This window comes from Pantoea sp. JKS000250 (genome assembly GCF_003201065.1).
In the GTDB taxonomy this organism is placed as follows: Bacteria; Pseudomonadota; Gammaproteobacteria; order Enterobacterales; family Enterobacteriaceae; genus Pantoea; species Pantoea vagans.
This window is the reverse complement of record NZ_QICZ01000001.1, coordinates 855,440-871,311: the sequence shown is the minus strand read 5'-3', so window position 1 is coordinate 871,311 and position 15,872 is coordinate 855,440. Positions and strand designations below refer to the sequence as shown.

General features: G+C 47.0%; 12 protein-coding genes. 9 read left to right on the top strand and 3 right to left on the bottom strand.

Features of this window, described 5'->3' with window-relative positions; genetic code table 11:
* Position 1: 1 nt before the first annotated feature.
* The 9 genes from rfbA to gndA all read left to right on the top strand — a co-directional run bounded on the left by rfbA (position 2) and on the right by gndA (position 13,028).
* A complete protein-coding gene (rfbA, locus tag BY447_RS04335; protein WP_110330621.1) occupies positions 2-883 on the top strand; it encodes a glucose-1-phosphate thymidylyltransferase RfbA in 882 nt (293 codons plus the stop codon).
* Positions 883-1,416 (top strand): dTDP-4-dehydrorhamnose 3,5-epimerase, encoded by a 534-nt coding sequence (gene rfbC, locus BY447_RS04330; RefSeq protein WP_110330620.1) that lies wholly within the window; start codon positions 883-885, stop codon positions 1,414-1,416. Before rfbA ends, rfbC begins: the two co-directional genes overlap by 1 nt.
* 287 nt (positions 1,417-1,703) lie before the next feature.
* Positions 1,704-2,540, top strand: coding sequence for an ABC transporter permease (locus BY447_RS04325; RefSeq protein ID WP_110330619.1), 837 nt, complete (start codon positions 1,704-1,706; stop codon positions 2,538-2,540).
* Positions 2,530-3,921 carry an ABC transporter ATP-binding protein gene (locus tag BY447_RS04320; protein WP_110330618.1) on the top strand — a complete coding sequence of 464 codons (1,392 nt, stop codon included), beginning with the start codon at positions 2,530-2,532 and terminating at the stop codon, positions 3,919-3,921. Before BY447_RS04325 ends, BY447_RS04320 begins: the two co-directional genes overlap by 11 nt.
* A complete protein-coding gene (locus tag BY447_RS04315) occupies positions 3,914-7,840 on the top strand; it encodes a glycosyltransferase (RefSeq protein ID WP_199226919.1) in 3,927 nt (1,308 codons plus the stop codon). The genes BY447_RS04320 and BY447_RS04315 overlap by 8 nt, the downstream gene beginning before the upstream one ends.
* A gap of 44 nt (positions 7,841-7,884) precedes the next feature.
* Entirely contained in the window at positions 7,885-9,672 is a 1,788-nt protein-coding gene (locus BY447_RS04310; RefSeq protein WP_110330617.1) for an HAD family hydrolase, read from the top strand.
* Positions 9,666-10,598: a glycosyltransferase family 2 protein gene (locus BY447_RS04305; RefSeq protein ID WP_110330616.1), complete on the top strand. Its 933-nt coding sequence runs from the start codon at positions 9,666-9,668 to the stop codon at positions 10,596-10,598. The genes BY447_RS04310 and BY447_RS04305 overlap by 7 nt, the downstream gene beginning before the upstream one ends.
* 13 nt (positions 10,599-10,611) lie before the next feature.
* The gene (locus BY447_RS04300) at positions 10,612-11,427 is read left to right on the top strand and encodes a glycosyltransferase (RefSeq protein ID WP_110330615.1); all 816 of its coding nucleotides are present in this window, start codon (positions 10,612-10,614) and stop codon (positions 11,425-11,427) included.
* A gap of 191 nt (positions 11,428-11,618) precedes the next feature.
* Positions 11,619-13,028 carry an NADP-dependent phosphogluconate dehydrogenase gene (gndA, locus tag BY447_RS04295; protein WP_033733220.1) on the top strand — a complete coding sequence of 470 codons (1,410 nt, stop codon included), beginning with the start codon at positions 11,619-11,621 and terminating at the stop codon, positions 13,026-13,028.
* Positions 13,029-13,063: 35 nt separating this feature from the next.
* Here the strand turns inward: gndA and BY447_RS04290 are convergent, their stop codons facing one another.
* The 3 genes from BY447_RS04290 to BY447_RS04280 form a co-directional block, all read right to left on the bottom strand.
* Positions 13,064-14,362 (bottom strand): succinylglutamate desuccinylase/aspartoacylase family protein, encoded by a 1,299-nt coding sequence (locus BY447_RS04290; RefSeq protein WP_110330614.1) that lies wholly within the window; start codon positions 14,360-14,362, stop codon positions 13,064-13,066.
* 106 nt (positions 14,363-14,468) lie between these two features.
* A complete protein-coding gene (locus BY447_RS04285) occupies positions 14,469-15,260 on the bottom strand; it encodes an ABC transporter substrate-binding protein (protein ID WP_110330613.1) in 792 nt (263 codons plus the stop codon).
* A gap of 66 nt (positions 15,261-15,326) precedes the next feature.
* Complete coding sequence (locus BY447_RS04280; protein ID WP_110330612.1) at positions 15,327-15,803, bottom strand: YbaK/prolyl-tRNA synthetase associated domain-containing protein; 477 nt, start codon at positions 15,801-15,803, stop codon at positions 15,327-15,329.
* Positions 15,804-15,872: the final 69 nt, after the last annotated feature.

Sequence of the window (15,872 nt, the reverse complement as noted above, 5' to 3'; positions counted from 1 at the left end):
AGTGAAAAAGAATAAAGGTATCATTCTCGCAGGTGGTTCTGGAACGCGTCTTTACCCTGTAACCATGGCAGTGAGCAAACAATTGCTGCCAGTTTACGACAAGCCGATGATTTACTATCCCCTCAGTACGCTGATGCTGGCAGGGATCAACGATATTCTGATCATCAGTACACCACAGGATACACCGCGCTTTGAGAGCTTGCTGGGCGATGGTTCTCAGTGGGGCATTTCTATTCAGTACAAAGTACAACCAAGTCCGGATGGCCTGGCGCAGGCGTTCATCATTGGTGAAGAGTTTATTGGTGACGATTCAGTCGCACTGATTCTTGGCGACAATATTTTCTATGGTCACGATCTCTACAAGCAACTTGAAGCTGCATCAATGAAAGATGATGGGGCAACCGTTTTTGCCTATCACGTCACTGACCCTGAGCGTTATGGCGTTGTTGAATTTGATAAAGATGGTAAAGCTATTTCTCTTGTAGAAAAACCTGAACATCCACGCAGCAACTATGCCGTGACCGGTCTTTATTTCTATGACAACAGTGTTGTGGAAATGGCAAAAAACCTTGCACCATCACCCCGCGGTGAACTGGAGATTACGGATATCAACCGTATCTACATGGAGCAGGGCAAACTTTCCGTTTCAATCATGGGACGTGGACATGCATGGCTGGATACCGGTACGCATCAGAGCTTGATGGAAGCGAATAACTTTATTCAGACTATAGAATCACGTCAGGGCCTGAAAGTGGCTTGTCCGGAAGAAATTGCATTCAGAATGGGTTTCATTAATAAAGAGCAATTACAGGAACTGGCTAAGCCGTACCTTAAAAACGAATATGGCAAATACCTGATGGCTCTGGTGGAAGGACGTTTATAATGAAAATTATTGATACGAAAATTGCTGATGTAAAAATTATTGAACCTAAAGTTTTCGGTGATGAACGCGGTTTTTTCCTGGAAACGTTCCAGAGTGAAAAATATAAGCGTGCGCTCAATATCGAAGGTGAATTTGTACAGGACAATCATTCACGATCGGCTAGAAATGTGCTAAGAGGTTTGCATTTTCAGCGTAATAATCCTCAGGGCAAGCTGGTCCGTGTGGTAAGAGGTGAAGTATATGATGTCGCGGTCGACATCCGACCTGAATCACCAACTTATAAACAGTGGGTTGGCGTTTATCTCTCGGAAGAAAACAAGACACAATTCTGGGTTCCGCCGGGATTAGCACATGGCTTCGTTGTTATTTCAGAGTATGCAGATTTCGAATATAAATGCACTAACTACTATGACCCTTCAAGCGAAGGTTGTCTGGCATGGAATGATCCTGAACTAGGCATTGACTGGCCTGTTTCAGAGCCTATTCTGTCTGAGAAAGACAAAGCAGGGCAACTGCTGTCCGAGCTGAAGTAATTATATTTAGTCATTGAAATTGAGGATGAGCCAGGTAAAAAGGTCATCCTTAACTTGTTTTAAGGCGTGGTGCCTGAAGTCTCACCACAGTCTGTATTAATAAATGTTGAGAAGAAAATTCAGTTTACGCAAGACTTTTAACGGACAGGAACCATTGCCATTCAATTGTGTCAAAATAGTCATCATTGGATTTGACAATCATCATTGTCGGGACTGTATCAATTGAGAGTCAAAATTAGTTCGTGATAGCAGTAAACACTCCAGCTCAAGCTTTTAAGAGATTACTAATGAATCCTCATAGTTCGAGATCTACCTCACTCTTTTCTCTGATTCGTCAGACATGGGCAAATCGAAATCTCATTTTCCAGATGACTAAACGAGAGGTTGTTGGTCGTTATCGCGGTTCGACAATGGGAATTTTGTGGTCTTTTATTAACCCCATTTTTATGCTCATGGTTTACACTTTCGTTTTTTCAGTCGTTTTCAAAGCCAGGTGGGGAACTGCTGGAGCACTGAATGAATCAAAGACTGACTTTGCCGTGATTCTGTTTGTCGGTCTGATTATTCATGGTCTTTTTGCCGAAACGCTTAGTCGTGCCCCCTCCCTAATACTTGGAAATGTAAACTATGTTAAAAAAGTGGTGTTTCCTTTAGAAATATTACCGGTTGTAAGTTTTTTGAGTGTGCTATTTCATAGCTTTATTAGCATGCTCGTTTTAATTATCGCTTTTTTCATATTCAATGGTTACATCCATTGGACACTCGTTTTTATACCCGTTGTCATTTTGCCGTTGGCCTTACTGACCCTAGGGCTGACCTGGTTTTTATCATCGTTAGGCGTCTATCTGCGAGATGTGGGGCAGACAATTACCATAATCATGACCGTAATGATGTTTTTATCACCGGTATTCTATCCAATATCTTCTCTCCCCGAAAACTTGCGCCCGCTCATAATGCTTAATCCTTTAACGTTCATCATTGAGCAGGCCAGAGCGGTACTTATATGGGGCAAGTTACCTGATTTTTCTGGTATTGGAATCTACACACTTATCTCACTATTGGTAATGTGGCTGTGTTACGCCTGGTTCCAAAAAACACGAAAAGGTTTTGCTGATGTCCTTTAATGAAAATGCGATTGTAATAGATGGCGTAAGTAAATGTTTTCAGGTGTATGAAAATCCAGTACGAAGATTAAAACAGTTTATTGTGCCAAAAGTAGACCGGGTTGTGGGTCGTGAAAGCCGGGCTTACCATGAAGATTTTTGGGCTTTAAAGGATGTTTCTTTTGTTTTACCAAAGGGTGAAACAATGGGGATAGTCGGACGAAATGGCTCAGGCAAATCTACATTACTTCAGATTATCGCCGGAACATTAACGCCTACATCCGGGAATGTCACCGTTAACGGGCGTGTAGCCGCGCTGCTGGAGCTGGGTGCAGGTTTTAATAGTGACTTCAGCGGACTTGAGAACGTTTACCTCAATGCGTCCCTGATGGGATTGACCCGTGAGGAAACGGAGGCAAGACTTGATGACATTCTTTCATTTGCTGATATTGGTCACTTCATCCATTCTCCCGTCCGCTCATATTCAAGCGGCATGCTGGTCCGACTGGCATTTGCGGTTCAGGCTCAGATTGAACCGGAAGTATTAATCGTTGACGAAGCCCTTGCCGTGGGCGATGCAAAGTTTCAGGCTAAATGTTTTGCCCGGTTGAAAAAGCTCAAACAAAATGGCACCTCAATTCTCTTTGTTTCACATGCCACAGAACAGATCGTGACACATTGCGACCGGGCACTACTCCTGGACGGTGGTGTAACACAGGAGTGTGGTGCACCCCGTGAAGTCATAAACCGCTATCTGGATATTCTCTTCGGGAAAAAACGCGAAAACAACAGCACGCGTGCCGATGTGGATAAGCAAATCGCGCTGGCGGCTAAAGGTGAAGAGGAACGGCTGGAGCGTGAAACCGATCTGGAAAAAACGGAAGAGGTTAAAACAGGAAGTCAGCTCAGGCTGAACAGCGTGTTTGATGAACGGCCTCATTACAACCCCTCCGAGTACCGGTGGGGAGATAAGTCGGCAGAAATCTATGACTATCATTTTGATCAGGATGGTCAGGCGTTTCCAGGAATCTTCGAACCCCAAAAGCCCATTAATTTTCTGTTTAAAGTCATTTGTCATGACTATATTTTCAGACCCATTTTCGGTTTTGCGATCAAAACTAAAGAAGGCGTCACCATTTACAATACCAACAGTGAGTGGCAGGCAGTATCGATCGTTGAAGAGGCGAAGCCCGATCAATCATTTATCGTATCGGTAACGTTGCCAAATCTTCTTTTTGAAGGCGACTATTTTGTTTCTGTGGGTATCGCAAGTAGTAACACCCAAGGCGAAATAATTCCTCACGACCGTCGCTATGACTCAATTCATTTGCCTGTAGGACCTGTGGGTACTTTTACCGGTTTGGCCGATCTAAACGCGAGAATAAAACTTGAAAATGGCTAATTTAGAAAAAATTTTATCAGATGCTGGTTTTCAGAAAAATGAAGAGACGGCGCTGTGGTCGCCCTCAGATATGAAGGATTTTGCGTATAGCGACGGCGAAGAGACTGAAAACTACATCTACAAAACACTTAGTGAAGTCTCAGACGTGAGCGTTGACTCAGAAGAATTAGAACCCTTCATCGTAGACTGGCCTTCAACATATCATCTTAGTCCCGTACGTTCGAACCTGCTACGTCCATTCCAGGAGTGGATGAAGGGCAAAAGAATATTAGAAATCGGCTGTGGATGTGGCGCAATCAGCCGGTTCCTGGGTGAGAGTGCTGCAGAAGTTGTCTCTGTGGAAGGGAGTTTCCGTCGCGCAACGATTGCCCGATCACGCTGCCGCGATCTTCCTAATGTCACTATCATCTGCGCTCCTTCCGATACACTCCCGGATTTCGGCAATTTTGATGCGGTTTTACTGATTGGTGTCCTTGAATACGCACGTGTTTTCGTGGGTGAAAATGGTGAGCAGGAACTTTTACAGGCGTGCAAAAAGCGTTTGAAAAAGGATGGGAAATTATTTGTTGCCATTGAAAATAAATTGGGTATCAAATATTTTTCAGGCGCTCGTGAAGATCATGTAAACCTGCCGATGTATGGCATTAACAATAGTTATGACGAAAAAAGTGTTGTCACGTTTGGCCGCAAAGAGCTGTTGAATGAACTCAATAAAGCCGGTTTCCAGGATACTCTGGAATATATTCCGTTACCTGATTATAAATTGCCATGCACAGTGGTCACCCCACTGGGCTGGCAGAAGCACTCCAAAGCGCTGAGTCAGTTAGCAATGGAAAGCGCGCATAAAGAAAAGCAAATCGTTCCGCAGCATCTGTTCTCAATTGAGCAGGGCATCAAAAACATCTGGAACAATGAAATTGCTGCTGATCTCTCAAGTTCGTTTTTGATGGTCTCAAGCGCGATTAAACAGGATGTTATTCATGAAAACGTGGCGGCTATTTACTATTCAGATGAACGGAATGCCGACAAGAAGAAAAACGTAGAATTTATACAGACGGATGAAGGCTTGTCTGTATTCTCTGGATCCAGCCAGGACGGCAATGTCAGGTCGGCGGATATGGAAAGATTCATTTATGGTCAATCTCTCTGGACCGATCTTTTACGCATTATTAATCGTCCCCACTGGCGTATTGAAGAATTAGCGGCCTGGGCAAAAGGGTGGCTTGACCAGCTTCAGCTTAAAGCGCAGGTGCCGCTGGAAACAGATAAAGATATTGTTCTGCCCGATTCTTACCTGGATGCCCTGCCCTTTAATGTGATCAGAAAAAACAATGGTGAATTTGTTTTCTTTGATCAGGAATGGCAGGCTGGTAAAACCATCACGCTGGGTTATGTAGCCTATCGCGGTATCTATCATTCCCTCTTACGCGTTACGTCTGCTGGCAATAGCCGAAACTGTAATAGCAACAACATTGCTGAGCTGACGACAGCGGTTTTAAATGCTATGGGCTTTTCATGCTCAAGTGCTGAATCACGAAAATACCTGAAGCAGGAGTCAGCGTTTCTGGCGAAAATTCAGCACAAAAATGCTGAAGATATTTATACAACGCTCAAAGGTTTTTCCCTTTCTGTTCGTGCTGAATACTGGACTGACCTGAATGATCTCAATTCATTGAGAAGTCACGAAAAAAACATTAACGATCAAAATCAGCTACGTATTACAAATCTGGAAGAATCGCTGAAAAATGAGAGCGAACGTGCCAGTCGGCTGCAGGAAGAATTAAATCAGATTCATGCCCTTTATGAACATCAGGGCCATGTTCTGAACAAGTATCGGCATGATGTCGAAACCATTCTGAACTCTGCCAGCTGGAAAATTTCCGCTCCGCTACGTGTTGCAGGCCGCCGGGTTCCATTAAAGATAAGGCAACCAGTAAAGAGAGTCTTTTTCAGACTGTTTTATCTGGGGCAGAGAGTAAAAGTAAAATCAGGTAAGGTTATTGCGCAGGCCACATCTAATAACAGTGGTTTAAAAAAACGCGTGAGAGAAGTCTCGCGAAACGTCTATATGCAGTTGCCAGAGCGATATAAAGAAAAAGCGTTAAAAGTCGCTATGAAAGTGCGGCCTGCATGGTTCAGGCATCACCCCGCCTTTAACCAAGCTCTATATGAACAGACTATTATCAATAATAGTAAGGGGACTCAGCCAGTCTTCCTTTCGCATAGTAATAATGGAACCTATTCATTCTCTGATCGTCCAGATGAGTACGTTTACATTCCGGCCAAAAAGCCGAATTATTTTAAAGATATTCTTAATGAGTTTGAGGTCAAGCCGCTTTTCTCCATAATTGTGCCTATCTACAACACGCCACCGGACCTGCTGGCGTTGATGGTTAAGTCAGTAGAAGATCAATGGTATGACAACTGGGAATTAGTGCTGGCTAACGACTGCAGTCCTGATGAGGAGACTGCACCCGCTCTCGACGCTTTAAAAGATCCCCGAATCAAAGTCATTCACATGGAAAAAAACCAGGGGATTGCTGGCGCAACTAACGTTGCGATAGAGAATGCAAGCGGTGATTACATTGTCTTCCTGGATCATGACGATGAGTTAACGCAGGATTGCCTGTTCGAATTTGTAAAATGCATCAACGAAGAAGATCCTGATTTTATTTATAGTGATGAGGATAAATTTACGCCGGAAGGGAATTATTCTCAGCCTCACTTCAAACCTGACTGGTCGCCAGATACCATGATGGGCACCATGTATACCTGCCATGCTGCCTGTGTTCGCCTGAGCACTGCCCGCCAACTGGGAGGATTACGGACAGAATTTAATGGTTGTCAGGATTGGGACTTCATTCTCAGATTAAGTGAGATAACGCAGAAAATTTCGCACATTCCGAAAATTCTGTATCACTGGCGCATCATCCCGGCCTCTGTCGCGTCTGATATCACCGCTAAGCCCTATGTCTTAGCCGCTTCTAAAGCGGTACGTGAAGATGCGCTGAAGCGACGTGGTATTGAGGGGACTGTTGAAGAGCTGCCTGGCTATCATGGATATTTCCGCGTTAATTATGATCTCCGTCCGGAGACCCTGATTTCAATCATCATCCCTACGCGGGATAATCATGACGTGCTCGCGCGCTGCATTAATTCAATTCGCAGTAAAACCCGCTGGAGCCATTACGAGATTATTGTTGTTGATAATGGATCTCAGAAGCCCGATACGCTTGCGTATCTTGATGAACTTAAGTCCCAACGCTTTGCCACTGTCATAAGACACGACCAGCCTTTCAATTTTTCTGAGTTGAATAACATCGGCGTTGCCCATTCTGAAGGTAGCCTGTTGCTTTTCCTCAACGATGACACTGAAGTCCTACAGGACGACTGGCTGAACAGACTGGGTGGTTACGCTCAGCAGAAACATGTGGGGGCTGTTGGCGCTAAACTGGTCTATGCTGACGGGCAGACTATGCAGCATACCGGAGTTCTTAATCTCCAGACCGGCCCTGTTCATGCCTATATCGGTCAGGATAAAAATCACCCCGGCTATTTTTTACGCAATCAGATTGAATATAACTGGCTCGCCGTAACAGGAGCATGTCTGATGGTTGCGCGTGAAAAATATGAATCAATAAACGGTTTTGATGAATCATTCCCTATCGCTTATAACGATGTTGATATCTGTATGCGTCTGGTCGAAAACGGTTACTATAACGTTATGTGTCAGGCGGTTACACTTATCCATCATGAATCTGTTTCTCGTGGGCTTGATCACATGGATGCTGAAAAAGTAAGACGTTTGCAAAATGAACTGAGTCGTCTGAACAGTAAACATCCGCAGTACTATCAGTACGACCCTTTCTACAACGTCAACTTTGCTTTTAACGGACATAATTTCGAGATCATGAAATGATTAATTGTGATAACACTGTTAACCCTGCTTATACGAAAGAAGAGATGGATCTGATTTCACTTCGTCATTTAGCTAAAGACGCCAGAGTTATCTCTTTTGATTTTTTTGATACTCTTTTTATTCGCCCGCTGGACAATCCTGAAGATGCATTTGACCTGTTAGCGAATAAGTTTTCTATTGCTGACTTCAGGCAGTTGCGCCGCAATGCACAGAAAAATGCTTTTGCACAAATGGTTAAAGAGGGCAGGAAAGAAATAACCCTAAGAAATATTTATAACAACTTTCAGGGCACACGTGGCGATACTGAAAGTCTGATGGAAGCTGAATATCAGCTTGAGCTGGCGCTGGTCGAGCCAAATCCTTTCTTTATTGGCTTTTTCAACGATTTAATTTTATCGGGTAAAACCGTCGTTATTACCTCAGATATGTACCTTGAAGAGGATTTCTTCCGTGCGGCATTGAAAAAGTATGATATGCCGGACGTCCCGTTGTACATCTCTGCAAGTCGCAATGCGACAAAGCGGGATACGGGTGCGATATTTGATTATCTGCTTGCAGAATGCGAGGTGGAACCGCATCAGGTGTTGCACATCGGTGATAATGAAATGGCCGATTTCATTAAGCCACGCGAAAAAAGTATCAACGCATGGCATTACCAGTCGCCTCATTTGGTGAATAAAGGAAAAAAACAGCCTCTTGCCTCGTCGCTGATCAACGGCATGATTCGGACCCTGCGGCCAGATAACGTCGCTGCCGGTTCATTTCAGCAGCTGGGATACGAATACCAGGCACCCGCTACCTGGGGCTTTCTTGAGTGGATTCGTAAACAATGCCTGATAGACAATGTTGATAAACTCTTGTTTGTTTCCCGTGATGGTTATGCGCTGGAAAGACTGGCGTCGCGCTATTTTACGGAAAAGCTGCCTTCGTTCTCCTATTTCATGGGTTCACGTATTGCTTTCAATCTCTCTCTGATGGATGAAGAGAACTTCAGCCAGAACCTTGCTTTCCTGATGTCAGGTTCAGATGGATTATCCCCAGGGGAATTACTTGAGCGCATTGGTGTAGAGCCACCGGCAGATCACGTAATGATGTCGGCAGGAGTTGCACCTGACCTGGTTATTGCGCCGGAAAATTACGAGCTAGTCGAAAAGTTTCTCATCGCACTCCGCGCTGAGATTCTTAAGGTATGTCAGCGCAACCGTCGGGGGTTGTTCATCTATCTTCACTCCCTGGGCATCAAAGAGGGCGATACTGTCGCTATGGTAGATGTAGGCTGGAGCGGAACGACGCAGGAAGCGTTTATCCATACCGTTAAGAAATTCATGAACATAAATGTGATTGGCTATTATTTTTGCATTGCCAACACCTTTGAAAGAAAGCGCCGTACGCCACATCAAAAAATGAAAGCATTTATTGATAACGATACGACCAGCCCGACTTTAGTGGACAAGATTTATGAGAATCGCGTGGCCATAGAGCTGTTTTTCTCTGCGCCGCACAATACGGTCATTGGCTATAAACCTGTCAAAAACGGCGTGTGTTCAGTCACCGATCCCGGCCGGACGAAATCAAAAGATCATAATCTGATCAATGCACAACTGACCGAGGGTGTGGACAGATTCTGTAATGATTTTCTGGCGATGTTAGCAAGACTACAGGTTAATCTTACGCCAATGCAGCTGGCTGAACCGCTCATCTCGTTGACAACAAAAGATGACTGGCGCAGAAATCATCTTTTCATGCAGATTGAAAATTTTGACTCCTGGGGCAGCACACGTAATAAAGTTGTTAAGTTTCAGGATTACTTCAAGAACAGTTCCTCATGTTAATAACCGGCCAAAAGGAACATGTTGCTGTTCTTATGGGTACCTATAATGGTGCCGCTTTCATAGAGAAGCAGCTGCAGTCTGTAAAAGATCAGGACTGGAAAAACTGGTCTTTATGGGTTTCTGATGATGGATCTGAAGATGATACCCGCTCGATTACCGAGCGGGCTTTTTCGGGTGCAGAAAATAGCTGCACCCTTCTGGCCGGTCCGCAAAAAGGCTTTTGCGAAAACTTTAAGTCTCTGATTGGCAATCCGGGAATAGAAGCAGATTTTTATGCTTTTGCTGATCAGGATGACATGTGGCATCCCGCAAAACTTTTGCGTGCCGTTGAGTATCTGCAATCTCTGCCCGAAGAGGTTCCTGCGCTCTATTGCTCCCGAACCAGGTTAATTGACGAGCATGATCAGGTCCTCGGTTTATCGCCGCTTAATGCTAAAAGACCCGGTTTCCCTAACGCATTACTGCAAAATATTGCCAGCGGGAACACGATGGTCTTTAACGCAGCGGCGCGGCAGCTTTTTCTGAAGATACTCGACTTACCTGTGATCGCGCACGACTGGGCACTTTATCTCATCGTAAGCGCCTGTGGCGGCAACATCTTTTTTGACCCTGAGCCCTCAGTGTTATACAGACAGCATAACGCGAATGTTATTGGCAACGGAATGAACCTGACACAGCGGGTCAGCAATTTCATCGATGCTCATCAGGGACGCAACCGACACTGGAATGATGTGAATTTCCGCTTTCTGACGCAGCTAAAAGCGGAAATGACGCCGGAAAACCGGGTTATTTTTGAGGCTTTTCGCCATATCCGGGACAACACGTTACCTGCGCGTTTAAAATTATTCAAAGCTTCAGGCGTCTACCATCAAAATCGCCTGGGTCAGATGACGAATTTCTCTTACGCTCTATTTAACAAGTTCTAATTTTGGTAATCTTGTGAAAATAATCGCATCGCTTGTTCTGTATCGTCATGCTTATGAGGATATTTCACGCACGCTGGATTCATTGCTGGCTGAGAAAAGTATTGATAAAGTTTGCATCGTTGACAATGGTTGTCACTGTAATTGGTTAAGTGATTATTCTCATCCGAAAGTTTCAATTTTATCTGTAGCAAATAATAACGGATTTGGCGCGGGCCATAATAAAGCCTTTCAGGAATATAAAAATCAGTGCGAATATATTTTGATTTGCAATCCTGACATCAGCTTTGACTGTGGAGAAGTTGATTCTCTTTATCACTTTACCAAAGAAAATAATCTTTCACTGACTATTCCTAAAGTGATTTACCCGGATGGAAGTCTTCAGCACAGTTGTAAGCTGTTGCCAACGCCTAATCAGCTTTTTATGAGACGCTTTTTCTCGCGCTATATGAAAATTTCGAATGGTGAATACGAGCTTCATCATGCTGATTATAGCCGACCCTTCTATGCTCCGTCACTTTCTGGCTGCTTCATGCTCATTAGCCAGCAGGCACTAAATCACACAAATGGTTTTGACGAACGTTTTTTCCTCTATATGGAAGATGTGGACTTATCCAGGCGTGTCTCTGCTTCGGGGTTGGGCATCCAGTATTGCCCTGCATCAACAGTTGTGCATGAATCACAACGACGCTCATATCAGGATTTTAAATTCCTTTTTTATCACATTGTTTCCGCTGTCCGATATTTCAACAAATGGGGATGGTTAATTGATCGTGAGAGAGAGCTGTTTAACACTAAATGCCTTTCTCAGTTTAACTGTAAGAATTCGTAATAAGACAGGTTTGAGATTTTACTTATTGTGCCTGTTTTATTGTTCAGCCGTGCTGTCTACTAACATGTCTTTGGTGTTACGGATAACATTTTTTAAAAAAATGTTGTATTGTAATCACTAAGTTAAAATTATCTGAATTCATAAGTGGGATAGAGCTGAACGGCTCTGTATATATTGATCAGGAGTAAAATATGTCCAAGCAACAGATCGGCGTTGTAGGTATGGCAGTGATGGGCCGCAATCTGGCTCTTAACATTGAGAGCCGCGGTTACACTGTTTCAATCTTCAACCGTTCACGCGAAAAGACTGACGAAGTCATCGCCGAGAACCAGGGCAAGAAGCTTGCTCCTTTTTACACCGTTGAAGAGTTTGTTGAATCGCTGGAAAAACCTCGTCGTATCCTGCTGATGGTTCAGGCGGGTGAAGCGACTGATAAGACTATCGCCTCACTGACACCACACCTGGATAAAGGCGACATCCTGATCGATGGCGGTAACACCTTCTATAAAGATACCATCCGTCGTAACAAAGAACTGTCTGACCAGGGCTTCAACTTCATCGGTACTGGCGTTTCTGGTGGTGAAGAGGGCGCACTGAAAGGCCCATCCATCATGCCTGGCGGTCAGAAAGAAGCTTACGAGCTGGTTGCACCGATTCTGGATAAGATTGCTGCTCGTGCTGAAGATGGCGAAGCCTGTGTGGCCTATATCGGTCCGGACGGCGCGGGCCACTATGTGAAGATGGTTCACAACGGCATCGAATATGGCGACATGCAGCTGATCGCAGAAGCCTATGCTCTGCTGAAAGGCGCGCTGGGCCTGAACAACGAAGAGCTGGCTGAAACCTTCACCGACTGGAACAACGGCGAGCTGAGCAGCTACCTGATCGACATCACCAAAGATATCTTCACCAAGAAAGACGAAGACGGTAAATACCTGGTTGATGTGATTCTGGATGAAGCGGCTAACAAAGGCACCGGTAAATGGACAAGCCAGAGCTCGCTGGATCTGGGTGAACCGCTGTCACTGATCACTGAGTCTGTCTTCGCTCGTTACCTGTCCTCACTGAAAACGCAGCGTGTGGCGGCCTCTAAAGTACTGAGCGGTCCACAGGCTAAAGCTTTCACTGGTGACAAAGCAGAGTTCATCGAGAAAGTCCGTCGCGCGCTGTACCTGGGTAAAATCGTCTCTTATGCGCAGGGCTTCTCACAGCTGCGTGCAGCGTCAGAAGAGAACAACTGGGATCTGCACTATGGGGAAATCGCTAAGATCTTCCGCGCTGGCTGCATCATCCGAGCCCAGTTCCTGCAGAAGATCACCGATGCTTATGAAGCTGATGCAGGCATCGCTAACCTGTTGCTGGCTCCGTACTTCAAAGATATCGCGGATCAGTATCAGCAGGCGCTGCGTGATGTCGTTTCTTACGCGATTCAGAACGGCATCCCGACGCCAACCTTCTCTGCGGCGATCGCTTACTACGACAGCTACCGTTCAGAAGTCCTGCCTGCTAACCTGATTCAGGCGCAGCGTGACTACTTCGGTGCGCATACGTATAAGCGCATTGATAAAGACGGTGTGTTCCACACCGAGTGGTTAGATTAATCACTGAAAAGGGCTTCCCTCGGGAAGCCCTTTTTTTACCCCACCAGCAAATCCCCGCTCCGAATCTCCTTCTCTCCCGCCAGTCGCACAACCAGCATGCCTGCCGTCGCAAACCTTACCCAGTGTCTCGCATAGAGAATACCGCCATACTCCGCCACCAGTGGGGTGATGTGGTCCGTAATCGGATCGATAATCTCAGCGACCACTTCTCCCGGGCGAATCTGCGCACCGAGCGGTTTACGGTGCAGAATCAGCCCTGACACCGGTGAGTGAATGTATTCACAGCCTGATAGCGGCGTAGCAGGATTTTTCAGGGCAGGGGAGGCCGTCGCCATTCCCTCGCTGTGACGTTCTTTAATGACACCTGCTTCTCCTGGTGCTTCAGCCACGTCAGGCACGGTTAAGCCAATCGGCCCGTCATTGATCGCCACAACATCATCACCGCCCGCGTTGGCAGGAACCAGTTCATCACCACCGATAACGGGCGCGGCCACTTCCACAGAAATTGACGGTTCGCTGTAGCCGATATAACCGCCTTCCTGCAGTGCTGAAATAATTGCATCTGCATCTTTCTCCGCCTGTTCAGGCGACACATCACGGACGCCACTCAACTCCAGCGTCACCGGCAGTAAGCCACGTGGCATCGGGTAATCTTTGCCAAACCGCTCTGCGAGCGTCAGCCAGGGTTCGCAGCAGGCTTCATCAAACGGCTCACCGCCAGAGATCTGCGCCAGCAACTGAACTTCACTGCCCAGCCAGCGCGCCAGCGGCTCAATGTCCGGCCAGGCATGGGGCGTGGTATAGAGATGTGGCACAGCTTCCCAGTCACAGTGCAGGTCAATCATCAGATCGGCCTGACTGGCCATCCGCATCAGCGTATAGCGCTGCGCATCCAGCTCGGTCTTTGGTACGGTATCGCGATAATGACGATCAATCGCATCGCGAATAAGGTTCCTGTTCTGTGATTCACTCTGGGTCAGACTCTCAGCCAGCCCGGCCGCCAGAGTATTGCCCAGTGACGGAAAGCGGCGATTAAAGTCCTGACCGGAGAGGGTATGAAAGCGGCCGAGATGGGTGCCGTGCCAGTGCTGTCCCAGTGCCAGCGGATTAGCCACCGGCACCAGGGTAAAGGCAGCTTTAAGCTGTCCGGCGGACTCCAGCGCCTGCAGCCGCTGCTTTAAATACCAGGCAACCGCCATACCGGGCAGTTCGTCGCCATGCAGCGCAGCCTGGATATAAACCTGACGTTCATTGTCCTCAGCAAAATGGAAACTGATGATTTCACGCTGGGTGCCTAAAGAGGCGCTTAACAGTGGATGATGTTGTTGATGCATACCGTGTTAATGTCCTTTAATCGGCAAAGGACGACAGCGCGCCGTCCCGAAAAAGTTAGAGTATAGTGCCGGATCGCGGTGAGGACGAAAAAGGGCGACCGCGAGGTTACTGCTGGATAGAGATATCCGTGGCAAAGTAGCGCTTCTGAATCTGATCGAAGGTGCCATTCTTTTTAATTTCGGCAAAGGCGTTATCCAGCGCCGTTTTCAGTTCAGTATCGCCTTTGCGCAGGCCAATGGCCGTGCCGGGGCCGATAATCGGATCCTGAATAATCGGGCCAGCCAGTTCAAAATCTTTGCCCTGCGGATGCTTCAGGAAGCCAATCGCTGCCTGTGCCGCGTCGGTAAAGACGGCATCCAGTCGACCTGAAACCAGATCGCTTTCAACCTGGGCCTGATCGCCATAGGGCACCACGGTCACACCATAGGGCTGCCATTTCGCCAGCGCATAACGTTCCTGAACCGTTCCCTGTTCCACGCCAACCGTTTTACCTTTCAGAGACTCGACGGTGGGCAGGATGCCGGCGCCTTTACGCGCAATCAGCTGGGTGTGGGTGTCATACAGCGGCACGGTAAAGTCGATCTGCTTCAGGCGCTCTTCGGTAATGCCCATGTCAGACAGAATGGCATCAAACTTACGTGCTTTCAGCGCCGGGATCATGCCGTCAAACTGGCTTTCAACCCAGACACATTTCGCCTGCATCTGCGTGCAGAGCGCATTACCCAGATCGATATCAAAGCCGACCAGCTTACCCTGCGAGGTTTTCGATTCAAACGGCGGATAGGTCGGATCGACTGCAAAACGCACCTGTTCGATTTTCGCCTGAGCTGCAAACGCGCAGCCTGCCATAACCGCCACAGCCAGCGTCTGACGCAGGCATTGAGTGAAAATGTTCATGATTTTGCTCTTATTCTGTCGTGATGAGTGATTATGCAGAGTATCGCCGGGCTGCCGGGATGGCAATTACTGCGTTATCTCTATCACGTCAGCCTTGCACAGCGCCCGGTAGTCTTCGGTGTTCAGGATCACCGAGCGCTCCAGCAGACCGGCGTTAAATGCGATCTCCGGATAACGTTCAAACAGCGCGGGGTCCACAATCAGTCGGAGGTCGGGATGAAAGCTGAACGGCGGGATCGCTCCGAATACGCAGCCGGTCAGCAGATCGGTCTCCGCCGGGCTGGCGAGTGAGGCGCGTCGTCCACCGACCGCCGCGGCGACTTTGCCCAGATCGGCTTGCCGATCGGCCGGTAATACCGCCAGCACATGCTGTTTAACGCCGTTGCCCTTTACATGGCAGACCAGCGCTTTCGCGCCCTGACCGATTTCGGTGCGGCGTATTGCCGCGACGGCTTCACATTTACCGGTCGCCTCATGCTCCATCAGGCGATAGCGCGCCTGGTGCTGGTCGAGCAGGGCGATTAATTTTTCATGGGTTGTCACGGTTCTCTCCCTGAGGTTTGAGTCGCCGTTACTGTGCGGGATTGAGATGAAGATTGAGAAGGATTCTGC